At 66.7% G+C, this 25,633-nt stretch carries 23 protein-coding genes and 2 tRNA genes; 10 read left to right on the forward strand and 15 right to left on the reverse strand.

The window, feature by feature from the left end; translation table 11 throughout:
- Positions 1-8 precede the first annotated feature (8 nt).
- Complete coding sequence (locus GGR47_RS10970) at positions 9-1,643, forward strand: CTP synthase (RefSeq protein ID WP_147034655.1); 1,635 nt, start codon at positions 9-11, stop codon at positions 1,641-1,643.
- Positions 1,644-1,745: 102 nt separating this feature from the next.
- Here the strand turns inward: GGR47_RS10970 and GGR47_RS10975 are convergent, their stop codons facing one another.
- Both GGR47_RS10975 and dld read right to left on the reverse strand, forming a co-directional pair.
- Positions 1,746-2,975 (reverse strand): NAD(P)/FAD-dependent oxidoreductase, encoded by a 1,230-nt coding sequence (locus tag GGR47_RS10975; protein WP_147034656.1) that lies wholly within the window; start codon positions 2,973-2,975, stop codon positions 1,746-1,748.
- 104 nt (positions 2,976-3,079) lie between these two features.
- Complete coding sequence (gene dld / locus GGR47_RS10980; RefSeq protein WP_147034657.1) at positions 3,080-4,804, reverse strand: D-lactate dehydrogenase; 1,725 nt, start codon at positions 4,802-4,804, stop codon at positions 3,080-3,082.
- A gap of 211 nt (positions 4,805-5,015) precedes the next feature.
- On the opposite strand from dld, the gene GGR47_RS10985 reads away from it, so the two are divergent.
- The 5 genes from GGR47_RS10985 to GGR47_RS11005 all read left to right on the forward strand — a co-directional run bounded on the left by GGR47_RS10985 (position 5,016) and on the right by GGR47_RS11005 (position 12,055).
- Positions 5,016-5,873 carry a protein phosphatase 2C domain-containing protein gene (locus tag GGR47_RS10985; RefSeq protein WP_147034658.1) on the forward strand — a complete coding sequence of 286 codons (858 nt, stop codon included), beginning with the start codon at positions 5,016-5,018 and terminating at the stop codon, positions 5,871-5,873.
- A gap of 274 nt (positions 5,874-6,147) precedes the next feature.
- Entirely contained in the window at positions 6,148-8,772 is a 2,625-nt protein-coding gene (locus tag GGR47_RS10990) for a TonB-dependent receptor plug domain-containing protein (protein ID WP_244304911.1), read from the forward strand.
- 97 nt (positions 8,773-8,869) lie between these two features.
- Positions 8,870-10,426, forward strand: a complete 1,557-nt coding sequence (locus tag GGR47_RS10995) for a sodium:solute symporter (protein ID WP_017979009.1) — start codon at positions 8,870-8,872, stop codon at positions 10,424-10,426.
- Positions 10,427-10,430: 4 nt separating this feature from the next.
- Complete coding sequence (locus GGR47_RS11000; protein ID WP_183949549.1) at positions 10,431-11,324, forward strand: N-acetylmuramic acid 6-phosphate etherase; 894 nt, start codon at positions 10,431-10,433, stop codon at positions 11,322-11,324.
- A 2-nt stretch (positions 11,325-11,326) separates the two neighbouring features.
- Entirely contained in the window at positions 11,327-12,055 is a 729-nt protein-coding gene (locus tag GGR47_RS11005) for a GntR family transcriptional regulator (RefSeq protein WP_147034661.1), read from the forward strand.
- A 15-nt stretch (positions 12,056-12,070) separates the two neighbouring features.
- On the opposite strand, the gene GGR47_RS11010 is transcribed toward GGR47_RS11005, so the two are convergent.
- From GGR47_RS11010 to GGR47_RS11020, 3 genes are all read right to left on the reverse strand, one after another.
- Positions 12,071-12,613 carry a hypothetical protein gene (locus tag GGR47_RS11010; protein ID WP_147034662.1) on the reverse strand — a complete coding sequence of 181 codons (543 nt, stop codon included), beginning with the start codon at positions 12,611-12,613 and terminating at the stop codon, positions 12,071-12,073.
- Between the two features lie 53 nt (positions 12,614-12,666).
- Positions 12,667-13,776, reverse strand: coding sequence for a lactonase family protein (locus GGR47_RS11015; RefSeq protein ID WP_147034663.1), 1,110 nt, complete (start codon positions 13,774-13,776; stop codon positions 12,667-12,669).
- Positions 13,777-13,860: 84 nt separating this feature from the next.
- The gene (locus tag GGR47_RS11020) at positions 13,861-14,778 is read right to left on the reverse strand and encodes a LysR family transcriptional regulator (protein ID WP_147034664.1); all 918 of its coding nucleotides are present in this window, start codon (positions 14,776-14,778) and stop codon (positions 13,861-13,863) included.
- 91 nt (positions 14,779-14,869) lie between these two features.
- Between GGR47_RS11020 and GGR47_RS11025 the strand changes: the two genes are divergently transcribed.
- Both GGR47_RS11025 and GGR47_RS11030 read left to right on the forward strand, forming a co-directional pair.
- Positions 14,870-15,904 (forward strand): aldo/keto reductase, encoded by a 1,035-nt coding sequence (locus GGR47_RS11025; RefSeq protein ID WP_147034665.1) that lies wholly within the window; start codon positions 14,870-14,872, stop codon positions 15,902-15,904.
- A 13-nt stretch (positions 15,905-15,917) separates the two neighbouring features.
- Positions 15,918-17,081 (forward strand): MFS transporter, encoded by a 1,164-nt coding sequence (locus GGR47_RS11030; protein ID WP_147034666.1) that lies wholly within the window; start codon positions 15,918-15,920, stop codon positions 17,079-17,081.
- A gap of 23 nt (positions 17,082-17,104) precedes the next feature.
- On the opposite strand, the gene GGR47_RS11035 is transcribed toward GGR47_RS11030, so the two are convergent.
- From GGR47_RS11035 to GGR47_RS11060, 6 genes are all read right to left on the reverse strand, one after another.
- On the reverse strand, positions 17,105-17,641 hold the full coding sequence (locus GGR47_RS11035; RefSeq protein WP_147034667.1) for a GNAT family N-acetyltransferase: 537 nt from the start codon (positions 17,639-17,641) through the stop codon (positions 17,105-17,107).
- A complete protein-coding gene (locus tag GGR47_RS11040) occupies positions 17,638-18,555 on the reverse strand; it encodes a bifunctional helix-turn-helix transcriptional regulator/GNAT family N-acetyltransferase (protein WP_147034668.1) in 918 nt (305 codons plus the stop codon). Before GGR47_RS11040 ends, GGR47_RS11035 begins: the two co-directional genes overlap by 4 nt.
- A 255-nt stretch (positions 18,556-18,810) precedes the next feature.
- Positions 18,811-18,887: transfer RNA gene (locus GGR47_RS11045), tRNA-Pro, on the reverse strand.
- Positions 18,888-18,931: 44 nt separating this feature from the next.
- Positions 18,932-19,007, reverse strand: a tRNA-Ile gene (locus GGR47_RS11050).
- A 172-nt stretch (positions 19,008-19,179) separates the two neighbouring features.
- Positions 19,180-19,443: a hypothetical protein gene (locus GGR47_RS11055; RefSeq protein ID WP_017978999.1), complete on the reverse strand. Its 264-nt coding sequence runs from the start codon at positions 19,441-19,443 to the stop codon at positions 19,180-19,182.
- 156 nt (positions 19,444-19,599) lie between these two features.
- Positions 19,600-21,009: a M28 family peptidase gene (locus GGR47_RS11060; protein ID WP_147034669.1), complete on the reverse strand. Its 1,410-nt coding sequence runs from the start codon at positions 21,007-21,009 to the stop codon at positions 19,600-19,602.
- Between the two features lie 190 nt (positions 21,010-21,199).
- On the opposite strand from GGR47_RS11060, the gene ettA reads away from it, so the two are divergent.
- Entirely contained in the window at positions 21,200-22,879 is a 1,680-nt protein-coding gene (ettA, locus tag GGR47_RS11065; RefSeq protein ID WP_017978997.1) for an energy-dependent translational throttle protein EttA, read from the forward strand.
- Positions 22,879-23,307 carry a ribose-phosphate pyrophosphokinase gene (locus GGR47_RS11070; protein ID WP_147034670.1) on the forward strand — a complete coding sequence of 143 codons (429 nt, stop codon included), beginning with the start codon at positions 22,879-22,881 and terminating at the stop codon, positions 23,305-23,307. The genes ettA and GGR47_RS11070 overlap by 1 nt, the downstream gene beginning before the upstream one ends.
- Here the strand turns inward: GGR47_RS11070 and GGR47_RS11075 are convergent.
- From GGR47_RS11075 to GGR47_RS11090, 4 genes are all read right to left on the reverse strand, one after another.
- A complete protein-coding gene (locus tag GGR47_RS11075) occupies positions 23,304-23,864 on the reverse strand; it encodes a Uma2 family endonuclease (RefSeq protein ID WP_167509673.1) in 561 nt (186 codons plus the stop codon). The two genes, GGR47_RS11070 and GGR47_RS11075, sit on opposite strands and share 4 nt — an antisense overlap.
- A 34-nt stretch (positions 23,865-23,898) precedes the next feature.
- Complete coding sequence (locus tag GGR47_RS11080) at positions 23,899-24,684, reverse strand: NYN domain-containing protein (RefSeq protein ID WP_043059619.1); 786 nt, start codon at positions 24,682-24,684, stop codon at positions 23,899-23,901.
- Positions 24,685-24,850: 166 nt separating this feature from the next.
- Positions 24,851-25,093: a hypothetical protein gene (locus GGR47_RS11085; protein ID WP_147034672.1), complete on the reverse strand. Its 243-nt coding sequence runs from the start codon at positions 25,091-25,093 to the stop codon at positions 24,851-24,853.
- 49 nt (positions 25,094-25,142) lie between these two features.
- Positions 25,143-25,628: a GreA/GreB family elongation factor gene (locus GGR47_RS11090; protein WP_147034673.1), complete on the reverse strand. Its 486-nt coding sequence runs from the start codon at positions 25,626-25,628 to the stop codon at positions 25,143-25,145.
- Positions 25,629-25,633 lie beyond the last annotated feature (5 nt).

Here is a 25,633-nt window from a genome sequence, read left to right on the forward strand (position 1 = left end):
TTCCTCCCATGGCGCGGTACATCTTCATCACCGGCGGCGTGGTTTCGTCGCTCGGCAAAGGCCTCATGGCGGCCTCTCTCGCAGCTCTGCTTCAGGCGCGCGGCTATCGCGTCCGGATCCGGAAGTTCGATCCCTATCTCAACGTCGATCCGGGCACGATGAGCCCGTATCAGCACGGCGAGGTCTATGTGACCGACGACGGCGCGGAGACGGATCTCGACCTCGGCCACTACGAACGCTTCACCGGCGTCGCGAGCCGTCAGTCGGATAACGTCACCTCCGGCCGCATCTACAAGACGATCATCGAGCGTGAGCGTCGGGGCGACTATCTGGGCGCGACGGTGCAGGTGATCCCGCACGTCACCGACGCGATCAAGGCGTTCGCGCGCGCGGAGACGGACGACCTCGACTTCGTGCTCTGCGAGATCGGCGGCACGGTCGGCGATATCGAATCGCTGCCGTTCATCGAGGCGATCCGCCAGCTGCGCAACGAAGAGGGGCGCAACAACGCGATCAGCATCCACGTGACGCTGGTGCCCTACATCGCCGCCGCGGGCGAGCTGAAGACCAAGCCGACGCAGCATTCGGTGCGCGAATTGGCTGCCCTGGGCGTGCAGCCCGATGTGTTGGTCTGCCGCTGCGAACAGCCGCTGCCGCCATCGGAGCGCGCCAAGATCGCGCTGTTCTGCAACGTGCCCGAAACCGCGGTCATCCCCGCGCTCGACGCCAAGAGCATCTACGCGGTGCCGATGCAGTATCACGGCGAGGGGCTGGATGCGGAGGTGCTGCGCGCCTTCGGCATCACGCCGTCGTCGGCCCCCGATCTGTCGCGCTGGAGCGACATCATGGATCGCCTGACCAACCCGGAGGGCGAGGTGACGGTCGGCGTCGTCGGCAAGTATGTCGGCCTGCAGGACGCATATAAGTCGCTCAACGAAGCGCTGGTCCATGGCGGCATCGCCAACCGCGTGAAGGTCAACGTCCGCTGGATCGACGCCGAACTGTTCGAGAATGACGACAGCGAGATCGTGAGCCAGCTCGAACCGTGCGACGCGATCCTCGTCCCCGGCGCGTTCGGCGAGCGTGGTGCGGAGGGCAAGATCAAGTCGGTCAAGTTCGCCCGCGAGCGTGAAATCCCCTATTTCGGCATCTGCTTCGGCATGCAGATGGCCTGCGTCGAAGGCGCGCGCGATACCGCGGGCATCGCCAATGCGTCGTCGACCGAATTCGGCCCGACGAACGAGCCGGTGGTCGGCCTGATCACCGAATGGATGGGGCGCGACGGGCTGGAGCAGCGCGAGGCGTCAGGCGACATGGGCGGCACGATGCGGCTCGGCGCTTATGAGGCCTCGCTCGACGGCAACAGTGTCGTCGCGTCGATCTACGGCGGCACGACCATTCAGGAACGCCACCGCCACCGCTACGAGGTGAACACGCACTATAAGGAAGCGCTGGAAAAGGGCGGCCTGGTGTTCAGCGGCATGTCGCCCGACGGCACGCTGCCAGAGATCGTCGAGCGTCCCGATCACCCCTGGTTCGTCGGCGTGCAGTTCCACCCGGAGCTGAAGAGCAAGCCCTTCGATCCGCATCCGCTGTTCGCCAGCTTCATCGCCGCTGCGGTGAAGCAGAGCCGGTTGGTGTGATGTGTTCGCCCTCCCCCGGTATGGCCGGGGGGAGGGTTTTGCGTTTCGGGATATTGGTCCCGCCGGCGCGCTAGTCGGCAGCGTGTTCGCTTCAGAAGCGTCTTAGACCGTCAGCGTCTTCAGCGGGATGTCGGTTTGCGCCAGTGTCGCGGCATCGGCGGCGGTGCGGGCGACCACCAGCGCGCGGCCTTGCACGTAATCCTTCGCGCTGTTGATCGCATCGATCGCGATCACCTGTCCGTCCTTGAGATAGATGGCGCTGAAGCTGCGTGAGGCGGGATCGCCGCGCACCACCACCTGATCGTGGCCGGTCGACAGGCCGACGGTCTGCAACTTCAGGTCATACTGGTTCGACCAGAACCATGGGACGGCGTCATAGGGTTCGGCCGCGTCGTGGATTGCGCGGGCGACGGTGCTGGCCTGATCGTTGGCGTTCTGCACCGATTCCAGTCGAATGACGGCGCCGTCCGCATAGGGATTGGGGTGGGCGGCACAGTCGCCGATCGCATAGACGTCGGGCAGGGTGGTGCGGCACATGGCATCGACGATGACGCCATTGCCGCACGCCGCGCCGGCTGCCTGGAGCGGTGCGATTGCCGGAATGATGCCGATGCCGACGATCACCATGTCGCACGGAACCACTTCCCCGTCCGCCAGCCGCACGCCGGAGGCCGCGCCGTTCGTGCCCTCGATACACTCCACCGCACAGCCCAGGCGGATGTCGACGCCATGCGCGCGATGCTCGGCCTCGAAGAACCGCGACACCGCTTCGCCCGCGACGCGCGCCAGCACCCGGTCGAGCGCTTCGATCAGGGTGACCGACTTGCCGAGCTTCGACAGCACCGCGGCGGCCTCCAGGCCGATATAGCCGCCGCCGATCACGACGACGCGATTGGTGTCGTCCAGCTCCGCCATCATGCGATCAACATCAGCGCGGGTGCGCACGGCATGGACGCGGGCGAGGTCGTGACCCGGGCAGGTCAGCCGGCGGGGTGCGCCGCCGGTCGCCCAGATCAGCGTGCCATAGCCGATGCTGTCGCCATCCTCGCGTGTGATGGCATGACCAACCGGATCGATCGCCGTCACGCGCTGCCCCAGCAGCATCGTCACCTCGCGTTCGCGCCAGAAGCTTTCGGGGCGCAGCAGCAGGCGATCGAACGATTTGTCGCGCGCCAGATAATCCTTGCTGAGCGGGGGGCGTTCATAGGGCAGCTCAGGCTCGTCACCGATGATCGCGATCGTCCCCGCAAAGCCGCGCTGGCGTAGCGCGATGGCGGCTTGCGCGCCGGCATGGCCCGCCCCGACGATCACAATGTCGAACCTGTCGCTCATTCCCGAAATCCCTCGCCCATTCCGAACACGTGCTTATGGTCCACCGGACCATAAGGAGCGGTGCCAGAAAAGCGACGGGTTGTCATGACCCGTCCATATCGATCCTAAAGCTTGGCGTGTTTGTGATCACTGCCGTCACTGTCGGCCCAATAACGCGTGCGGGGGGTCTGGCCGATTCCCGGATTGAGCTGATTCCGGGGGTCTATATCGCGATAGAATTCCGCCAGTTGGGCGGGAGCGACGTAGAGGTGGCCGACGTTGTGCTCGGCGGGATATTGGGCGCCGCGCGCGTCGAGCAGCGCCCAGAGCGCATGTTCAAAGGCGAGGGGATCGTTACCGCGTCGGACGATATAGTCCTGATGGAAGACGTGGCAGAAGAAATGGCCGTAATAGAGCGTGTGGATCACCTGGTCGGCCAGCGCTGGCGGCAGGTCCTCGACCCAGGCCTGCGCATTGCGCGGCAGCGCGACGTCGAGTGCGACGATGTCGGCGACCTCGCCGGCATGGACCGCCCGATATCGGACGGCCGCCCCCGCCACCACGAACCGGTGGAGAAAGGTCTTGGCGCTGTCCGACGCGCTGCATTCCCGATGGTCGCCCACGGCGTCGCCCGGAAACAGCCGCGCCAGCAGCGCGCGGGTGTCGGCGCGCTGATCGCCCGACACCTTCAGGATCAGGTGATGCGCAAAAAGATCGCGATAGGCGCGCATCCAGCCGGGCAGATGATCGGGCATGAACCGCGACGACCATTGCATCAGGCGGTCGCCCAGCCCCTTCGACACGCGATCCGCGACTGCATCGAACCGGGCCTTGGCGGCCAGGAGGGCAGGGAGCCGATGCGTGCCGAGCCGCTCGATAGCGAGGAACGTATCGCGCCCATATCGATCCGCGACGTCGAAGGCGGTCCGGTGGATGTATTCGCCCGCGATCGGCAGCCGATCGAAATCACGCAGCATCGTTCGGCGCAGGTCGGTCAGCCGATCGGGATCGTTGGTGCCGATGTAGAAGGTCGCGCTATCCTCTTCGCGCGCGAAGGTGTCGAGGCGCACCGCGAAGACGATCAGCTTCCCCGCGCTGCCCGACGCTTCGAACAGGCACCGCGGGTCGGCGTTGAAGCGGGCGGGACTGTCGCTGTCGATCGCCCGGACATGCTCGGCATAGCTGTGGTCGTGCGCCCAGCGATCGGGGGTGGCCTCGACGTCTGCTTCGGTGAAATCGCCGGTGTCGAGCCGCGACAGGATCGTGTGCGGATCGTCGCCGAGGGCGATGCCGAGATGATTGACCAGTTTTAGGCTGCCGTCCGGTTGCACGGCGGCAAACAGGGCGAGCTGCGTATAGGCGGGGCCGCGCCGGATCAGCGATCCCCCCGAATTGTTGCAGACGCCGCCGACGACCGACGCGCCGAAGCAGGACGATCCGATCACCGAATGCGGTTCCCGCCCATAGGGTCGCAGCGTCTGTTCGAGCTCGTTCAGCGTCGCACCCGGCAGGCACACCACCTGCTCGCCGCCCCGGATCACGCGCAGCCGGGACAGACGGGTGGTGCTGATGATGACCAGGCCGCCCGGATAATCGTCGCCGTCGGGTGTCGAGCCGCCGATCAGTCCGGTATTCGACGCCTGCATGATGATCGAGACATCGGCGGCGACGCAGGCCTGCGCGACGCGCCACAGCTCGACCAACGTGGCCGGCTGCACGACCGCGATCGCCGGTCCGTCGCCGGTCCTGTATCCCTTGCGGAACCGCGCCGTGGCGCGCGGGCTGGCGAGCAGGTGACGCCCGCCCACAATGGCGCGCAGCCTCGCCAAGAGCGTCGCGGTGTCGGTCATGGCCGTGGCGCCGGGGTCATTGCGTCTGAACCTCCTGGTCGGTCATCGCACCCCTTCCATTCCCCCGGCCGATGTATGGGATGCATGTCAGCGCACGATGCCATCATGCGAATAAATACCAGTCCGGTACGGCATGCAAGTGGCATCATATTGGTTTGCGCGTCGGCTGCGAAGTTGGTAGCCTTCCACACGTACGGGCTGGGAGCATGTCATGTTGAGGATCGACGTCGCGCTGTCCGACGGGCAGGGCCCTGTCAACGAGGACGCGATCGGCCATCATGGGAATGCCGCCTGGGTGATCGATGGCGCCACCGGCATCGGCCCATCGATACTCGACGCGCCGAGCGACGCGGCATGGCTGGCCCAGACCGCCAACCGGCTGCTCGCCGAAGCGCTTGCAGACGATCCGGACTGCCCGACGATCGCGCTGCTGCGCACCGTCATGACGCGGTGCGCCGAAGCGCTGGCGCGGGTGCAATTGCGCGCGGATGTCGATCCCTGCGATCTTCCCTCGGCCGCCTTCGCCATGGTTCGCGTCATCGACGATGCGGTCGAGATCACCAGCCTTGCCGATTGCCGCGTGGCGGCGGTCGATGAGATGGGCGCGGCGCGATTGTACGGCGCGTCCGACCTCGAGATCGTCGAGGGGCGGACATTGGCGGCCGTGAAGGCGATCTACGACGCGGAGCCGACGATCGATCCCGATGCGCTGAAGTTGCGGCTGTTGCCCGGATTGCGCGTCAATCGCTGCCTGAAGAATTGCGAGGGCGGCTATTGGGTCTTTGGACCGGAGGCCGCGGCGGCGGACCATGTCTGGCAGACGAGGCTTCCCTTGCAGCCCGGGCAGCGCTTTGCGATCGCCAGCGACGGGTTCCTGCGCCTCGTTGAACTGTTCGGCATCGCGACGCCCGCCGATCTGCTGACGATCGCCACGCCGGAAGACGCGCAGGCGTGGCTGGCACGGCTGCGTGACATCGAACGCGAGCCGGACTCCCTGCACCGTCACACCCGGGTCAAGCGGCACGACGATGCCAGCCTGATCGTTTGCAGCTGGGACGTTCCGAGCTGACACCGACACCCGACGCCGATCCCTGCCATAATACCAATATGCCATACCACCTCTTTACAGGCATAAGACAGGTATGCATTATCCCTGCCTTGCCAGCGTCTCGCCGGGTCCCATGATGACCGGGCGGCGGCGCCGGGTTCGGGTTCAAGGGAGGAACTCCATCATGGTGACGTCGTACCGACATACCGTAGCCGTCGCGGCTCTGGCCATTGCCCTTGCACAGATGCCCGGTGTGGCGCACGCGCAGACCGTTCCCGCGGCGACGGACCCGAGCGTGCCCGTGACAGGCGACGACATCGTGGTGACGGGGACGCGGATTGCGATTCCCGGCCTGACCAGCAGCAGCCCCGTCGCATCGACCGGCGAGGAGCAGATCAAGCTGCAGTCCGCGCTGACGATCGAGGATTTCTCGACCAAGATCCCGCAGCTGTCGGGCGGCGTGCGCCAGGGTTCGCAGGGGAGCGATGCGTTCGGGGCACAGGTGCTGGAGCTGCGCAACTTCGGCCAGAGTCGGTCGCTGGTACTGATCGACGGCACGCGAGCGGCGCCGTTCAGCTTCCGCAACTCGGTCGACGTCAACGCCATCCCCGCCTCGCTCATCAAGCGCGTCGACGTGCTCACCGGCGGTGCCGCCGCCGTCTATGGCGCGGATGCGGTCGCGGGCGTCGTCAACTTTATCCTCAACGACGATTACAAGGGCCTGCGCGGAACGGCGACCAGCCGCCTGTCGGTCCATGGCGGCGCGCAATATGGCGCCTCGCTGATGATGGGCACCGGCATCGGCGATGCCGGCAATCTGGTGATCGCGGCGGACTATACCCAGCGCGATGGCGTGCGGGCCGGGCAGCGCGACTGGGCGGCGACGCCCAATCAGACGATCCCCAGCATCGGCGGCGTCTTCACCGATGTCGCCAGCGGCCGTCGCTTCGGCTTCACCGACGATGGCACGTTCACGACCAGCCCGTCCGCCACTTCGAACATCTCGGCGAGCTATCCGCTGATCTCGCCGTTGAAGCGGATCAATGTCGCCGCGCTGTATAAATATGCGATCACGCCGCAGATCGAGCTGTACGGCCGGGCGATGTTCACCAATGCGCGCACCGAAGAGACCGGCACGCCCGGCGCGGCGCCGGCCTCGGTCAGCCGCACGGTCGGGATCAGCGCCACCAATCCGTTCCTGACCGACGCGATCCGCAACCAGCTGACCTTCGTCAACGGCGTCGCGCAGGTGAACGTCTCGCGCTCGCTCACTGAGCTGGGCCTCATCACCTATGCGACCGAACGCAACACATTGCAGTTCCAGTCGGGGCTGCGCGGGCCGCTGACCGATGCGATCCGATGGAACGTCTATGCGCAATATGGCCGCTCGACCGAATCGTCGCTGATCTCGGGCGACGGGCTCGTCACCAATGCGGCGGGTGCGAACAACTTCGCCTCGATCGTCAACACCGTGAACATCTTCGGCCCGCGCCAACCAGGCCTCGCCGCCGCGCTCGGCAGCCCGATCAACGGCTTCGATCGCAAGCGCGACCAGTTCGTCACCGCGGCGACGATCAGCGGCAGCCTCGCCGACCTGTTCGCGCTGCCCGCCGGGCCGATCGGCTTTGCCGTCGGCGTCGAATATCGCCGCGAGACGGCGAGTATCACGCAGGACAGCGCGCTGCTGACCGGCAACACCTATCGCCAGGGCGTGCAAGCGGCATACAGCGGCGCGTTCGACGTACGCGAACTGTACGGCGAAGTACTGGTGCCGCTGATCCACGACACGCCGTTGATCCGCAAGCTCTCGGTGGGCGGCGCGTATCGCCTGTCGGACTATAATCTGTTCGGCACGCACGGGACGTGGAAGGTCGAGGGTAATTGGGAGGTGGATCGCAACCTGCGGCTGCGCGGCACCTATCAGCGCGTGCTGCGCACCCCCAATTTCGGCGAATTCGCCGCCACCACCTCATCGCTGCCGTTCAGCAGCCTCGTCACCGTCGATCGGCTGAAGCCGCGCTACGGCGGCGATCCGTGCGTGATCGGCACGGGCGATGCCGCGCAGTGCAAGCGGTTCGGCGCGCCGGCGGTGGGCTCGATCAATTCGAATGCCGCCAGCTACCTGACCGGCAATTATTATTATGGCGGCAACCCCGCGATCCAGCCGGAGACGGGCTATACGACGACCGCGGGCGCGGTGTTCACGCCGACGGTTATCCCCGGGTTGAACGTCACGGTCGACTATTACAATCTCGACCTGCGTGGCGCGGTAGGCGTGATCCAGCCGATCGCGGCGATCACGAGCTGCTACATCACCAATCCGACCGCGGGTAATCCGCTGTGCGGGCTGGTCACGCGCAACCCGAACGGCAGCTTCGCCGACGCCTTCGTCAACAACCAGAATCTCGGCCGGCTGCTGCAACGCGGCTTCGACATTTCGGCGGCCTATACGCTGCGGGCGGACTGGCTGCCGGGCAGGGGGCTGCGCGCCAGCTATCAGGGCAATATCGTCACGTCGTATCTGATCCAGGCGAACCCGACCGTGTCGGCGGTACAGTGCAAGGGCACGTTCGGCGCCACCTGTTCGAGCGACGGGACCACGCTGGTCCAGCCCGCCTATCGGCACACCGCGGGGATCGGCGTGCTGCTCGACAAGGGCGTGATCCAGTTCGACTGGCAGCGCATCGGCAAGGTGCGGTCGAGCACGGTCGGATCGACGGAGGTGATCAAGGCGCAGGACACGTTCGACCTGTCGGCCTCGTACGACTTTACCGACAGGGTGACGATGAGCGCGGGCGTCTACAATCTGTTCGACCGCAACCCGCCGCGCGTGTCGTCCGGCGGTGTCTTCAACACCTTCCCCGACACGTACGACATTCTGGGGCGGACGATCGGCGTTTCGCTGACTGCGCATCTGTGATCGCCCGGCATCAGGATCGCACCCGCCCGATCGACGGGGCGTGCGGGCCGTTCATCGGCCGCAGACATCCGGTCCAACGCAAGCGGAGCATGGCTCGATGATGTTGCCCTTTTCTGTCGCCGACTGGCTCGTCATCGCGGCCTATCTGCTGTTGCTGGTCGCGGGCGGATGGATGTTCACGCCCCGCAAGACCGAGTCCGCCCACGATTATTTCCTGGCCGGCGGCAACGTTCCCGCCTGGCTGGCGGCATTGTCCGTCCTGTCGGCAACCCAGTCGGCCGCGACGTTCCTGGGCGGGCCGGATTACGGCTATCGCGGCGACCTGACCTATCTGACCGGCAATATCGGCGGGCTGATCGGTGCGATCTTCGTCGCCCATGTGCTGATCCCGCGCTTCTATGCCATCCGCGCGACCACCGCCTATGAGTTGCTGACGCTGCGCTTCAGCGAACGCGCGACGCGCTGGGCGGGCGGCATGTTCCTGATCGGGCGCGTCTTTGCCGGGGGCGCGCGCGTGTATCTTGCCGCGATCGCACTGGCGATGGTCGTCACGGGCAGCGTCGGGGCGCAGGGGATCATGATCGCGGCGGCCGCGCTGATCGTGGCAAGCGTCGCCTTCACCTTCGTCGGCGGCCTGAAATCGGTGCTGTGGAACGACCTGATCCAGTTCATCGTCTACGTCGGGTCGGCGGTGGCGGTGGTCGTGTTCCTGCGCCTGTCGATCCCGGCGTCCAACGCCCAGATCCTGCACGCGCTGGCGCATACGCCCGAAGGCGTCGACAAGCTGCGTCTCTTCGATTTCTCGTTCGATCTGTCCCGGCCGTTTTCGATGCTGGCGATCGTGACCGGCATCGCGCTGCTCTACATCGCGAATGCGGGCATGGATCAGGACACCACGCAGCGGCTGCTGTCGTGCAAGGACGCCAAGACGGGCGCGCGCAGCCTGTACCTGTCCGTCCTGGCGACGGTGCCGACGGTCGGCATGTTCATCGTGATCGGCCTGCTGCTCTATATCTTCTACAACCGCCCGGACCTGATGGGCGGCACCGGTGCCGTCGCGGCCAGCCAGTTCGGCGGCGAGAAGATCAGCATCTTCATGCATTATATCCTCACCGAATTGCCCGGCGGTCTGCGCGGTCTGGTGACGATCGGCATCTGCGCCGCCGCGGTCGCGACGACCAATTCCGCGCTCAACGCGATGTCGTCGGTGCTGGTGCAGGACTTCTACCGTCCCTGGCGCGACCGGCGCGGACCGGTGGAGGAGCATCACTTCGTCCAGGCCGGGCGCGCGGGCATGGGGGTGATCGGCTTTGCGATGTTCCTGATGGCGGTCGCGTCCTACTATTGGCAGCGCCACAGTTCGATGGGTCTGCTGGAGTTTGCGTTGCAGGTGATGGTGTTCAGCTATGCTGGGCTGCTGGGCGTCTATTTCACCGCGGTCTTCACCACCCGCGGCACCACCGGATCGGCGATCGCCGCGCTGCTGATCGGCTTTGTCACGATCGTGTTGCTGCAACCCGCTATCGCCAAGGCGATCGGTCTGCCGCTGGTCCTCACCGGCCTGTCCTTTCCGTTTCAGCTGTGTCTGGGAACGGCCGTCGCCTTCCTGGTCTGCGCCGCGCCAGCCGGCCCGGCATCGCATCGAGGTCGTTGATATGATGAACACCGAAGCGCTCGATCCCCGGTTCCTCGAACTCGACCTGTGGCCGACCCAGTCGGCCGTCGAGGCGATGCTGGAGGGGCAGATGGCGGCCATCGCGGCGCTCCAGTCGCAGGTCGCCGCGATCGCGGATGCGGCGGAAGCGGCCGCTGCGCGGCTGGAGCATGACGGGCGGCTGATCTTCGTTGGGGCGGGCACATCGGGCCGGCTGGCGGTTCAGGATGGGACCGAGCTTCACCCGACCTTTGGCTGGCCGATGGATCGCCTCGTCTTTCTGATGGCAGGCGGCATGGGCGCGCTGACGGAAGCGCGCGAGGGGGCGGAGGACGATGTCGAGGCCGCGCACCGCGACATCGATGCCCGCGACCTCACCGCGTCCGACGTCGTCATCGGTGTCGCCGCCAGCGGGCGGACGCCCTATACCGTCGCCGTGATCGAACGTGCGCGGGCGCTTGGCGCGTTGACGATCGGCATCACCAACAATCCCGACATGCCGCTGAGCGAGCAGGCCGAGCACGTGATCATCGCGGACACCGGCAGCGAGGTTCTGGCCGGATCGACGCGGATGAAGGCGGGCACTGCGCAAAAGGCGGTGCTGAACCTGCTGTCGACCGCGGTGATGCTGCGGCTCGGCCTCGTCTATCGCGGGCGCATGGTGGCGATGCGCGTCTCCAATGCGAAGCTCTTGGTACGGGCGCGCCGCATGGTGCAGGACCTTGCCGGCGTCGATGCCGAGGTCGCCGCTCGCTCGCTCGAGCTGGCGGACAACGACATTCGGCTGGGCATCGTCGTCGCCATGGGGAACCCGGTCGAGACGGCGGCGCAGCTGCTCGACGCCCATCGCGGCAGCCTGCGTGACGTCCTGCACGCCATCGGCAAGCGGGAGGCGTAACGGTGCGCGACATCGCCTGGACGCGCAGCGACGAAGCGACGCCCTTGTACATGCAGCTCGCCCAGCGCCTGCGCGAGCATATCGACGGCGGCGGCATCGATCCCGGCAGCGCGCTGCCCTCCGAACGCGAGCTCAGCGAAATGGCGGGCCTGTCGCGCGTTACGGTGCGCAAGGGCATCAAGCAGCTGATCGATGAAGGCGTGGTGATCAGCAAACACGGGTCGGGCACCTTCGTCGCACGGCGGATCGAGACCGCAGGCGCGAAGCTCAACAGTTTCAGCGACGACACGCGCTCGCGCGGGCAGGATCCGGGGGTGGTCTGGATTTACAAATCCTATGCCCTGGCGACCGAAGAGGAAGCCGCCGTGCTGGAAGTGTCGCCGGATGTCCGCGTCGCGCGACTAGGCCGCGTACGGCTGGCTGGTGATGAGCCGCTGGCGATCGAACATGCGGTGATCCCGGCGGTATTCATGCCCGATCTCGATGCGCTGGGCGATTCGCTCTATCAAGCGCTCGACGTCCATGGCTTTCGGCCGACATCGGGCACGCAACGCATCCGCGCGTCGCTGGCGACCGAAACCGAAGCGGGGATCCTGAGCGTCCGCCAGCATTCCGAGGTCTTGCGGATCGAGCGCCGTACGCGGATTCCCGACGGTCGCATCGTCGAATTTACCCGCTCGGTCTATCGGGGGGATCGCTATGAGTTCGTGACGGACCTCAACGTCATTTGATCTGCCCTGCGGCGGTCAGTCGGCCTCGCCATCACGCCACGCGGCCATGGCCTCTCGATAGCGTCGCTCCTGGTCCGCGCGCGCGGTTTCCAGCCGTTCGCGCTCGCGATCCCGGTCGTTTTCCAGTGCCTGGCGCTCCTTGCGCAGCGCCGCCTCGCGCGCGGCGAGGTCGCGCCGCGCTACATCGTATCGTTGTTCCGCCTCCTCGATCGCCTGTTCGGCCTGATCGAGCTTGGAGCGAGAGGGGCGGGGCTTGGGCTTCGTGCGGCGGGGCTTGGCCGGGGGCGCATCCGTCGCGTCTGGCGGCTTGCGCTTGGGGTTGGCCGGCAAGGCGGCCATATGGTCGTCCACGGTGCCGCGCGTTTTGCGGATGACGTCGCCCGGGTGCGCCAAGGGCTCTTCCATCAGTGCGGCGTCCGTTACCTGCTCCGCGACACCGCGGGCGAACAGATCGGTCTCCGTACCCCAGGCCTGCAACGCGGCCTTCTGGCTGGGCGCCGCGACATAGGCGTCGTGAAACCCGATCGGGGTGCGGAAGACCTTTAGTTTGCGCGCCATGTGGCCTCAACGCGCGGTCAGCATCGAAGGTCTCCACGTAAAAGCCGGAGATCTTACTCGGTCAGAAACACGACACCCGGCACTGGGGTGGTGCCGACCGCGGGCCGCAAGCGACCGTCGCGCTCCAGCGGCAGGCGGGCGATGCCGCCCGATCGCTCATTGGCGACGAGCATGGTGTTCCGGTCTTCCATCAGCAGGAAGAAGCGCGGCCAGTGACCCCCGCATCCGACATGCTGCAGCAGGCTGAGATCACCGTTGGCGCCGATGGCGAAGACCGCGATGCTGTCGTGCCCGCGATTGGAGACGTAAAGGCGCGTTCCGGCCGCGTTTACCGCGATATGGGCCGCGAAGGACGTGCCGCTGAAGCCGGCGGGCAGGGTCGATACCTCGGCGCGCCGGCCAAAGCTGCCGTCCGTTTCGGCACGCAATACGGTGACCGTGTTGGCCAGCTCGGCGACGAGATAGGCGACCGGCAGGCGAGGGTGACGCACCAGATGCCGTGGCCCTGATCCTGCGACGGCACGATAGGCGATGCTGGTCTTCGCGATCCTGCCCGCCGCGCGATCGATATGATGCGAGAAGACGGCATCGGCACCGAGGTCGACCGAATGGAGGATGTCGCCGCTGCGATCGAAGCCCACCCAGTGTGCGTGCGGGCCGGCCTGTCGTTTGGCGTCTGGACCGCTGCCCTGGTGCTGGGCCACCGTAGGGCGGCCCGTCGGAAGCCCCGTCGCCGGATTCAGTGTCCATAGCGCGATGCTGCCACTCGAATAGTTCGCCGCCGCCAGCAGCGTGCCGTCGTGCGACAGGGCGATGTGGCACGGGTCTGCGCCCATGGTGGACGACATGGCGATCTGTCGCAGCGATGCGTCATAGACGCCCATCATGCCCTTTTGCTGCTCGTCCAGCAGATAGCGCAGCCGGTGACGTCGCGACACGACGCCGAAGGAGGCGTTGCGGATCGCGGCATCAGCGGCGCCGGCGGTCCAGCCGCCCTGTTCCGCGGCCAACGACACCAGCCCGGCGCCGCCTTCCTGCGCATAGGTGCCAGCGAACAGCCGTGGGATGGGGGCCGCGATGCCGGTGCGTGGCAGCAACCCGATCGCAAGCGCGCCGCCGATGACGGCACGGCGGGATGGGCGGAAGAGAGGCGTGTCGATCATGGCCCGCTTGAACCCGCCTATGCGCGTCGCGTCAACGTCGGGCTGCTTGCGGCGGGCCGTTCGATTGCGTTTGCGTCGCGCCCGCTATTCGAAGCGGCTGGCAAGCCTTTCGACGAGGAAGTCGACGAACACACGCACCCGCGCGGGCGTTGCGGCGCCGCCGACGAAGACCGCGTGGATCAGCTCGACATCACCGGGATTATAGTCTTCCAGCAGCGGCACGAGCCGCCCGTCCGCGATCTCGGCCGCGACGCTGAAGCGACCGACGCGAGTGATGCCGACCCCGGCGGCGGCGAGCTGGCCCAGCGTCTCGCCATTGTTGGCGACGATGCCGCCCTCGACGGACAGCGTGAAATCTTGGCCGTCGCGGCGGAACGGCCAGATCGGTTCGGCGCGGCGGAAGTTGAAGCTGAGGCAATTATGGGAGTGCAGGTCCTCCGGCACCTGCGGCGTGCCCGCCCGCGCGAGATAGTCGGGCGAGGCGACGATCACCCGGCCGGACTCGCCCAGCTTGCGCGCGGTCAGCCTGCTGTCGGCGAGCGGGCCGAAGCGGATCGCGACATCGGCCTGTCCGCCCGCGACATCGACCAGCGTGTCGGTCAACGCCATGTCGATCAGGATATGCGGATAGGCCCGCGCGAAATCGCCGAGCAGCGGCACGATACACAGCCGTCCGTGTGACAGCGCCGCATTGATCCGCAGCCGCCCGCGCGGCGCGCCCTGATCGGCGATCTGCTGCTCGGCATCATCGAGATCGGCGAGGATACGCCGCGCAGCGAGCAGATAGGCCTGCCCCTCGGCGGTCAGCGTCAGCGCACGGGTCGACCGCAGCAACAATCGCACGCCCAGCCGCGCCTCGATCCGGTCGACCGCCCGCGCCACTGCCGATGGCGTCAGCCCCAGCGTGCGTCCGGCGGCGGAAAAGCTGCCCGCCTCCACGACGCTCGCGAACAGGGCGAGCGACCGGGCGCGGTCCTCTTGTCCGGCAAGCTTTGCATCCAACGCACAAATCCTTTGCTCCGGCAGGGCATTCCGCCGCCCGGCCCGACCGTCCATTTATGCGCCCGACCAGGACATTCGCAAAGGATCTGTGATGGAATATCGGCAATTGGGATCGTCCGGCCTGCGCGTTCCGGCGCTGTCGTTCGGCGCGGGAACCTTCGGTGGCAAGGGGCCGCTGTTCAGCGCCTGGGGCACAAGCGACGCCACCGAGGCGCGTCGGCTGGTCGACATCTGCCTCGACGCCGGCGTCACGCTGTTTGACACTGCCGACGTCTATTCGGATGGCGCGTCGGAACAGGTGCTGGGCGAGGCGATCAAGGGGCGGCGTGATGCCGTCCTGATCTCGGCCAAGACCGGCTTGCCGATGGGCGATGGCCCGCAGGACTGGGGCGCGTCGCGGGCGCGGCTGATCGGCGCGGTCGAGGCGGCGTTGCGACGGCTGAGCACCGATCGGATCGACCTGCTTCAGCTTCACGCCTTCGACGCCTCCACCCCGGCGGAGGAGGTAATGGGTACGCTCGACCGGCTGATCGCCGACGGCAAGGTGCGTTATGCCGGCGTCTCCAACTATCCCGGCTGGCAGATCATGAAGGCGCAAGCGTTGGCCGATCGTCATGGCTGGCCGCGTCTGGTCGCGCATCAGGTCTATTATTCGTTGATCGGCCGCGCCTATGAATGGGATCTGATGCCGCTGGCGGCGGATCAGGGTGTCGGCGCGCTGGTCTGGAGCCCGCTTGGCTGGGGCCGGCTGACCGGAAAGATCGGGCGCGGACGGCCGATCCCGGCGGGAAGCCGCCTTCATGAAACCGCGCAGTTCGCGCCGCCGGTCGAGGATGAGCATCTCTACCGCGTCGTCGATGCGCTGGAGGCGGTGGCGGCCGAGGTGGGCAAGACCGTGCCCCAGGTCGCAATCAACTGGCTGCTGCGGCGACCGACCGTATCGTCGGTCATCGTCGGCGCACGCAACGAGGCGCAGCTGCGCGACAATCTGGGTGCGGTCGGCTGGGCGCTGTCGCCCGAGCAGGTGGCCGCGCTCGACGCGGCGAGCGACGTGCTGCCGCCCTATCCGCACACCCCATACCGGCAGCAGGAGGGTTTCGCCCGCCTCGCGCCGCCGATGGTTTGAGGGAGCCACGATCATGAAATTCAACCTCGGATTGCTCGCGCTGGCGGTCGGCGCCTTCGGCATCGGCGTGACCGAGTTCGCACCGATGGGCATGTTGCCGGTGATCGCGGGCGACCTGCACGTGTCGATCCCCGCCGCCGGGCTGCTGATCAGCGCCTATGCGATGGGCGTGCTGATCGGCGCGCCGCTGCTGACGCTCACCACCGGGCGGATCGACCGGCGTACTCTGCTGATCGCGCTGATGGGCATCTTCACGCTCGGCAACGCGCTGTCTGCCGCAGCGGGCGGCTACTGGATGCTGATGGCGGCGCGGGTCGTCACGTCGTTCAACCATGGCGCCTTCTTCGGCGTCGGATCGGTGGTGGCCGCCGGTCTCGTTCCGCCGGACAAGCGCGCCGGCGCGGTGGCGGCGATGTTCACCGGCCTGACCGTCGCCACGATCGGCGGCGTGCCGGCGGCGACCTGGGTCAGCGAGGCGATCGGCTGGCGCACCGCCTTTGCCGGGATCGCGGGCGTCGGTGCGATCGCGATGCTGTCGCTCCGCCTCGCGCTGCCACCGCTCCCCGCTGAAGAAGGCGGCGACATGCGTGCCGAACTGCGGGTGCTGACGCGCGGGCCGGTGGTGATGGCGCTGGCCCTGACCACGATCGGCTTTGGCGGTGTCTTCACCGTCTTCACCTATATCGTCCCGATCCTGCGCGATGTGACGCACGGCTCGACCGGTTATGTCACCGCGATGCTGATGCTGTTCGGGGTCGGTGCGACGATTGGCAATGGTTTGGGTGGTCGGCTGGCGGACTGGTCGGTCGAGCGGACGCTGATGACCATGCTGACGATCATGGCGCTGACGCTGCTTGCCTTCACGGTTCTCATGCAATGGCCGGTGACCGCCGCGGTCGCGATCGTGGTCTGGGGCATCGCCAGCTTCGCGATCGTGCCGCCGCTACAGATGCGGGTGATGGATGCGGCTTCGGACGCGCCGAACCTCGCTTCCGCGATGAACATCGGTGCGTTCAATCTCGGCAACGCCATCGGCGCCGCGCTGGGCGGGGGCGTGATCGGGGTTGGGTTCGGACTGCCCGCGGTATCGCTCGCGGGCGCGGCGATGGCGGCGGTGGCGCTGGCGATGCTGCTGACGTTCCGGCGTCAGCCGCGCACCGAGGCGTGTCCGGCCTGACGTGCGGCCCCGTTAGCGTCAAGTCACAGCCGCTTGCGCATGCGGGTCAATGGCACGACGACGCCCTCGACATGCGTATCGGCCCGCTCAATCGGCGCATAACCGCTCGCGGCATATAGCGGCACACCACCCGCCGTGCCCATCAGTTCGACCGCCGAAAACCCTGCCGCCCGCGCCGCCTGTTCGCAAGCGGCGAGGATCATTCGGCCGATCCCGCGCCGGACATGATCCGGGTGGGTATACATCGCACGGATTCGGGCGGCGTCCTTCGCCGGATCGAGCAACGCCGGATCGCGCAAGTCGGTGCTATGGTCGCCGCCATAGAGCGTCACGCGCCGGCTCCAACCGCCGCAGCCGACCGGCACGCCGTGATCCTCGACGACGAAATAGGTGCCGTCGCGCACCAATTGCGTGTCGAGCCCCATCACCGCCCGGCTGGCAACGACCTGCGCCGGGGTCAGCACTGCGGCCTGACCCCGATCGATCGACAGCGCCATCAGGTCACGTAGCTCCCCTAAATCGGCTTCGGTGGCGATGCGGATGGTCAGCGCGTCGCTCATGCGGCCAGCTCCAGTCGCCACGTTTCCCCTTGCAGCGGGACGCCGAACGCGTCGTGCATCGCGGTTTCGACACACACGAACCCCTGCGCGGCATAGATACGGCGCGCCGATTCCAACACCGTGTGCGTCCACAACATGAGCGTATGGTAGCCTGTATCCCGCGCGAAGCCGACACAGCGGGCGACCAGCGCATCGCCGATGCCACGGCGCCGGGCAAAGGGCTCGACATGCAACAGGCGCAGCCGGGCAACGCCGTCGCCTTCGTCGGTGACGAACACGGCGCCCGCCATGACGCCGTCGATGTCGGCGACCCAGCACTGCTCGCGCGCCGGATCGAAGTCGCGCAGGAACGCCGCGGTCACCTCGCTCTCGAGCGTTTCGAGTTGGCGACCCCAGCCATGGCTTTCGGCATAGAGACGTGACTGGCGCGCGGCTATCAGCGCGGGCTCGCCGGTGCGGAAAGGCCGGATCATGAACGGTCCACCCGATGCGGGATCGAGCAGCAACCGCGCGCGCGTCAGGGACTCGACCAGATCGCGCCGCGCCAGGCCGTCCATCGCGCCGAGCAGATCGCTGACGGCGTCGCGCTGGCGGTGGTCCACGATCGCGAACGCCTCACGACCCGCCTCGGTTAGCCGCAGATCGCGCGCGCGGGCATCATCACTTCGCCGTACGCGCGCGATCCAGCCGCGCTTTTCGAAGCGCGCGACCAGGCGGCTCAGATACCCCGCGTCCATGTCGAGCGCGTCCTGCAACACGGTTGCGGTGACGGGCTCGCGCGTCGCGATCTCGAACAGCAACCGCGCTTCTGGCAGGGTCGCCTCGGTCCCGAGGAACCGTGCATCAAGTGCGCCGATTGTCTGAGTGTAGAAGCGGTTGAACCGGCGGATCGCGGTGACGTCTGCATGTTCCATGTCCGCCATGCTGGTTCGGAATGGTTGACGGAGTCAAGTATCGCAATGGGGTTTTCGGCGCGGGGTGCTATGACCATAGCTGTGCTGGCGGAAGAAGATACACTGGCGCTGGGACGGGAGGCCCGACGTCGGCGGTCCGGTCGATCTCAATACATGGTCGCAGCGCCCTGCGAACCGTTTAGCCTGAATGCTGGAGCGGCAAAGCGTTTGTCACATGCCGCAGCCTGTGATCGTCCGGTGAGACCGCGAGGAATATGGTCGGGGAGACAGGATTCGAACCTGCGACATCCTGCTCCCAAAGCAGGCGCGCTACCGGACTGCGCCACTCCCCGACGTGGAATGCGCCTAGGCGGTGGAGGCCGTGGACGCAAGCATTTGGTGGGCCCGGCAGGACTCGAACCCGCAACCTAGCCGTTATGAGCGGCCAGCTCTAACCATTGAGCTACAGGCCCCGCCATGATGCTGGCCCGAGCGCTAGCCCAGCTTGGCGGGAAGCGAAAGATGGGAACCGCGTGATCGCAACAGAAACGGCAATAGAAAAGGGGCGCTTCCCGCATGGGAAACGCCCCTTTCGATCGTGCAACAGCAGATCGGCGCGTCGAGCGAATGCCCGACGCAGCGCGATTACATGTTGTCCGCCTTGGCTTCAGCGGCGTCACGGACGTTGTCCGCAGCGGCGTTGATGTTGTCGGCCTTGTTCTCGAGAACCGCTTCGGCAGTCGCGTTCGAGGTGTTGTCGGCCATGGCATCCAGGTTGTCGGCCTGCATCTCCATGTTGTCCGCCAGCATGTCCGCGTTGTTCTCAACGGCGGCGGCTTCAGGCGACTTCGAGCAGGCAGCGACGGACATCAGGCCGGCGGCAGCGAGAACGAAAGCGATCTTCTTCATTCGAATGCTCCCAAGCAAAGCAAAAATCGCGGCCGGCCCGATCGCCGTCGCGAGGCAGCCCAAATACCGCACGACTCCCCGCGGTCAATCATGAAATTCATCGAAATGAAAGCAAATGGGCCTTCTCCGCGGGTTAGGACGGGCCGCAACGGGGGTTCAGCGACGCGGCGTGACGGACCCGATCTCCTCCGGCGCGTTAGCGACGACGCCCAGCATCGTCGTCCAGGCAGCGACGTTCTGGCGCAGTTGCACGGGGTCGATCCGCTCCAGCGTATCGTCGGGCGTGTGGTGCGTATCGAAATAGCGCGTGCCGTCCTGGTTGAGATCGACCGCCGCGACGCCCAGCGCCAGCGTCGGGCCGACATCGGTGCCGTCGCCGCCCACACCGGCGCCACGCGCGATGCCGAGCGGCGCGAGCGCGCTTTGCAGGCGATCGGCCACCGGCTTCGCAGTGTCGGGCAGGTTGACCTCGAATCGCCAGACGCGGTCGGCGCCAAAATCGCTCTCGCTGGCGATGGCGTGGCGTTCCTGGCCGTGGACGCGGGCATAGTCCTTGCCGCCATAGCCGCCCGGCTCTTCGGCACCGAACCAGACGACGCGGATCGTGCGGCGCGGCCGCGGACCGTCGAGCAGGCGCTTGGCTGCCGCGGTGGTGATCGCGACGCCGCTGGCATCGTCGATGGCGCCGGTGCCGAGGTCCCAGCTGTCGAGGTGCCCGCCGACCAGCACGACGCCGGCCTTCGGATCGCTGCCCGGCACTTCGGCGATGACGTTGCCCGAGGTGCCGGTGCCCGCGAAGCGCGGCGTCAGCGTCAGCTTCAGCGTGATCGGCTTGCCGCGAGCGGCGATCCGCTCGATCTGGTCGCCATCGGAGACGGAGAGCGCCGCAGCGGGGATGGGGGCGGTGCCGGTCGGGAAGTTGGTGCCGCCGGTGTGCGGGTTGCGATGGGGATCGGTGCCGATCGATTTGATCACGATCGCCGCGGCGCCCATTTTCGCCGCCAGCGCCGGCCCGACGAAGCGCGCCGGGCCATAGGCGCCATAGCTCGACCCGTCCTGCGTCGGGTCCATCGCATTGCCGACATAGACGATCTTGCCGCGGACGCTGTCGGGCGCGGCATTGGCGAGGTCGCCATAGCTCTTGAACACGACGAGCGGCGCGGTGAGGCCGCTCGCCGGCGTCGCACCCGAATTGCCGAGCGCCACCAGCTTCAGCTGCTGCGGGAAGGGGGCGAGGACCTCCGCCGTTTCGACTCCGCGCAGCCAAACGGGCATCTGATATTCTTCGATATGCACGTTCTTGAAGCCGAGCGACTTGAGCTTCGCGACCGCCCAGGTGCGCGCGCGCGCTTCGGCATCGGTCGCCGCCAGCCGCTGGCCGACCTCGGTCGTCAGCCCCTCGACGATGTCATACGCCAGCGTGTCGGTCAGCGCCGCATCGCGCAGCGCGGCGACCTTTGGATCGACGGGGGCGGGGACGGGCGGGGCGGTCCGCTGCGCGAACGCGAAGCCGGGCAAGGCCGTGGTCGCGGCGAGGGAGAGCAGGGCGAGGGCGACGCGCGTCATATTCGGTAAATCCCCTTGTCGTTTTTATCGTCTGCCCACGCGTGCCCGAAGCGGCGCCGGCACACAAGCGGGTCAGCATAGACCCAGCGCGACACGGCCGTGGCGGCTGGCATTTGCACGCGCGCCGGCCAATCGCTACATGGCGGAGCAAATCTCCCAACCCTTTCCAGCCTTCAGGAGCCGTCGGCACATGGCCGTCCAGTATACCTACGTCATGAAGGGTCTGACCAAGACCTTCCCGGGCGCCAACAAGCCCGTGCTCAACAACATCCACCTGCAGTTCATTCCGGGCGCGAAGATCGCGATCATCGGCCCGAACGGCGCCGGCAAATCGACCCTGATGAAGGTCATGGCCGGCATGGACACCGACTTCACGGGTGAGGCCTGGGCGGCCGAGGGCGTGCGCGTCGGCTATCTGGCGCAGGAGCCGCAGCTCGATCCGACCAAGGACGTCATGGGCAACGTCAAGGATGGCGTGCGTCCGGTCGCGGATTTGGTCGATCGCTTCAACGCCATCTCGGCCGAAATGGGCGATCCGAAGGACGACACCGACTTCGACGCGCTGATGGAAGAGATGGGCGAGCTGCAGGGCAAGATCGACGCGGTCGACGGCTGGACGCTCGACAACCAGCTCGAAGTTGCCATGGAAGCGCTGCGCTGCCCGCCGGGCGACGCCGACGTCACCAAGCTGTCCGGCGGTGAAAAGCGGCGCGTCGCGCTGTGCAAGCTGCTGCTCGAAAAGCCCGACATCCTGCTGCTCGACGAACCGACCAACCACCTCGACGCCGAAAGCGTGTCGTGGCTGGAAAACTACCTCAAGGAATATACTGGCAACGTCATTCTCGTCACCCACGACCGTTACTTCTTGGATAACGTTGTCAACTGGGTGCTCGAGCTCGATCGCGGCCGCTATTACACCTACGAATCGAACTATTCGGGCTATCTGGAAAAGAAGGCCAAGCGCCTCGAGCAGGAAGAGCGCGAGGAGGCCGGCAAGCAGAAGGCGATCGCCGACGAGCTCGCCTGGATGCGCCAGACGCCCAAGGCCCGCCAGACCAAGTCGAAGGCGCGTATCCGCGCGTTCGAGGAACTGATGGAGAAGCAGGAGAATCGCGTCGCCGGCAAGGCGCAGATCCTGATCCAGCTGCCGGAGCGTCTCGGCGGCAAGGTGATCGAGGCCAAGGGCCTGACCAAGTCGTATGGCGACAAGTTGCTGTTCGAAAACCTCGACTTCACGCTGCCGCCGGGCGGCATCGTCGGCGTGATCGGGCCGAACGGCGCGGGCAAGTCGACGCTGTTCAAGCTGATCACCGGCCAGGAACAGCCGGATGCGGGCGAGATCAGCGTCGGGTCGACGGTGAAGCTCGGCTATGTCGACCAGAGCCGCGACGACCTCGATCCGAACAAGAACGTCTGGCAGGAAATCTCCGATGAGCTGGAGGTCTTCCGCTTCGGCAAGCAGGAGCTGGGCACGCGCGCCTATGTCGGCGCGTTCAACTTCCGCGGGCCGGACCAGCAGAAGAAGGTCGGCCAGCTGTCGGGTGGTGAGCGCAACCGCGTCCACATGGCCAAGATGCTGAAGGAGGGCGGCAACGTCCTGCTGCTCGACGAACCGACCAACGACCTCGACGTGGAAACGCTGCGCGCGCTCGAAGAGGCGCTGGAGACGTTCGCGGGCTGCGCGGTGGTCATCAGCCACGATCGCTTCTTCCTCGATCGCCTCTGCACGCACATCCTGGCGTTCGAGGGCGACAGCCATGTCGAATGGTTCGAGGGCAATTACGAATCGTACGAGGAAGACAAGCGTCGCCGCATGGGCGACGCCGCCGACCGTCCGACGCGTCTGGCCTACAAGAAGCTGACGCGCTGATGCCGGGCCGCCAGTCGCCGGGGGATACCCTTGGCGGCTGGCTGTTGGCGAATGGCCTCGATGCATCGGACGGGCCGGGCGGCATCGCCGACGTGGCGCGGGTTCGCGCGCTGCTCGTGGCGGCGGCGCGTGAGGGCCGGGCGATGACCTACAGCGAAATCCTGGGCGCGCTGGGCCACCGCTTCACCCGGCCGAAGATGCGTGCGCTATGCGCCACGCTCGACCGGATCGATACGGATGGCGCGTTGGTCGGTGAACCGGGATTGGCGGTGCTGGTCGTCCGCCAGTCGGATGGCTTGCCGGGGCAGGGCTGGTGGATCGGCACAGCGGCGGACGCCGGCTACACGGGGCAGTGGACGGGACCGGATGCCGAGACGTTCGTCCGCGGGCGGCAGGGGGAGGCGTTCCGCTATTGGGGGCGAGGCTAGAGAGACGTCGTATCGATGGCGAGGCCCTCGATTGTCTCCGCGGTCACGCGCGCGCCGAACGGCGTCGTGCGGTGGTGATCGTACCTATCGCTCTGCGCCGACCACAGTTGGTGGACGACGCGGTCATTGACGTTAACGATCCAATATTCCGGTATGCCAGCCCGCGCATAGATCAGCACCTTTTGGCCCATATCGCGGTCCAGCGTCGATGATGCGACCTCCACGATCAGGCCCACGGATTCGACGGGGATCGGGCCGGCCCCATTCGGTTCTCGGGTCAGAACGATGTCGGGCAGCGGCATGTCGTGAGCCGAGAGCCGGATGCTAGCAGACATGGCGTGGAGATCGCTGCCGATCGTTTCCAGAACGCGTCGGAAGGCGTAATGCAGCTCGCCCGCGATCCGACCGTGCGGCCGATATTCCGCGTTCATGATGATGACGTCCCCATCGAGCAATTCGGTACGGTCGGTGCCAAATACGCCAGTCTCGTCGAGGCGCAGGAAGTCCTCGACGGTCAGTCGGTATTTGCCCGGCGGGGGACGGTGCTGCACGGTCATGTGATGATCCATCGCGTTGCCGCTGGCAGCAATATCACCGCACCCGCTTGACGAACACCCCGTCGGGGCGGCGTTCCGACTGGAAGTTCGGCACCGCCTGGATCAGGTCGGACAGGCGCTGATAGCCGTAATTGCGGGTGTCGAAGCTGGACCGGTTGCCGGCGAGCTGCCCCATGGCGGACAGGCTGACATAGCCCTTTTCGTCCCGCTTTACCGATTGATAGGCGTCGATCAGCAGCGCGATCAGTTCGGGATCGATCGGCTTCTTCACCCGCGGCGTACCGGCGATCGATGGGGGCAGCGAATCGCCGATCGGGACGTCGACGTTCGTCGGCTTGGGCGTCGTTGCGGTGGTGCCAGCGGTGGCTTCCGCCTTGGCATCGCTTACCAGCGCGCCGACGTCGATGAAGCGGGTACAGGCCTGTTTGAACGCCTCTGGCGTCTTGGCATTGCCGAAGCCGTAGACGGGAATGCCGTCCTGCCGGATGCGCATGGCGAGCGGCATGAAGTCGCTGTCCGACGACATGATGCCGAACCCGCCGATCCGGCCGCGGAACAGCAGGTCCATGGCGTCGATCGTCATTTTCATGTCGGTGGCATTCTTGCCCTTGGTCAGGTCGAACTGCTGCTGCGGCTCGATGCCGTGCTTTACCGTCATGTCGCGCCAGCCCTTCAGTGCGGGCTTCGACCAATTGCCATAGACGCGGCGGATGTTCACCGTGCCGAGCTCGGCGAGCACGGTCAGCACGGGATCGATCGCGTGCCACGAGGCATTGTCGGCGTCGATCAGCAGGGCGATGTTACGGGTCGGCTCTTCCATGCGCGCGAGCCTTGCGGGGCGGGGCGGCGGGGTCAACCGCTATTGCGGGTAGCCTGCGGGAAACGACCTTCGCCCGATGGCGCGCAGCCTGTCGAAGAGTACGCGCCATCGGGCTGGGCCCAACCGTCGCCGGGGTGCGGGATGTTCGAGGCGTGTCGATCGCCGCCTAGCGGTTCGGCCCGCGATCGGCGGGCCGCGCCTGACGGTGGTCGATGTCGTCCTGCTTGGTCACGCGGTCATGGCCTTCGGGATCGTCGATCGCGCGCGTCAGGTCGTCCTGGCTGCCGACGTCCTGCGCCAGTGCGCCGCCCGCCGATCCGGCGTCGGCCTCGCCCGCCGGGATCATGCCCTCGATCAGGTCGCGATCGTCGGTGTCGCGTGCGGTGTCGGTCCGGGGATTGTCTGCCATGTCTGCTCTCCTGTGATGACTTCAACGGGGGAGCAGCGGCCAACGTTCCTCACTCTGCCGGGTACGTAACGGCAATCACCTCATATTCCTTTTCGCCCGCGGGCAGTAGCACGCGGCGCAGGTCGCCCACCGTCGCCCCGCGCAGCGCCCGTGCGATGGGCGCGTTCCAGCCGACGCGACCGGCACCTGCTTCCGCCTCGTCGTCGCCCACCAGGGTCAGCACGCGTTTATTGTCGTCCTCGTCGGCGATCGTCACGGTCGCGCCGAACCACACACGGCTGCGGTCTTCGGCGCGGGCCGGGTCGATCACCTTTGCCGCCTTCATCCGCTTTGCCAGCCAGCCCAGCCGCCGGTCGATCTCGCGCAGCCGCTTGCGGCCGTAGATATAGTCGCCGTTCTCCGAGCGATCGCCGTTGCCCGCCGCCCAGGCGATCGTCTCGACCAGCGCCGGGCGTTCGGTCGCGAACAGTCGGTCATACTCGCCGCGCAGGGCCGCATAGCCGGCGGGCGTGATGTAATTGGGGCGCTGTTCCATGCCGC

It is taken from the genome of Sphingomonas aquatilis (assembly GCF_014196115.1).
Taxonomy (GTDB): Bacteria; Pseudomonadota; Alphaproteobacteria; order Sphingomonadales; family Sphingomonadaceae; genus Sphingomonas; species Sphingomonas aquatilis.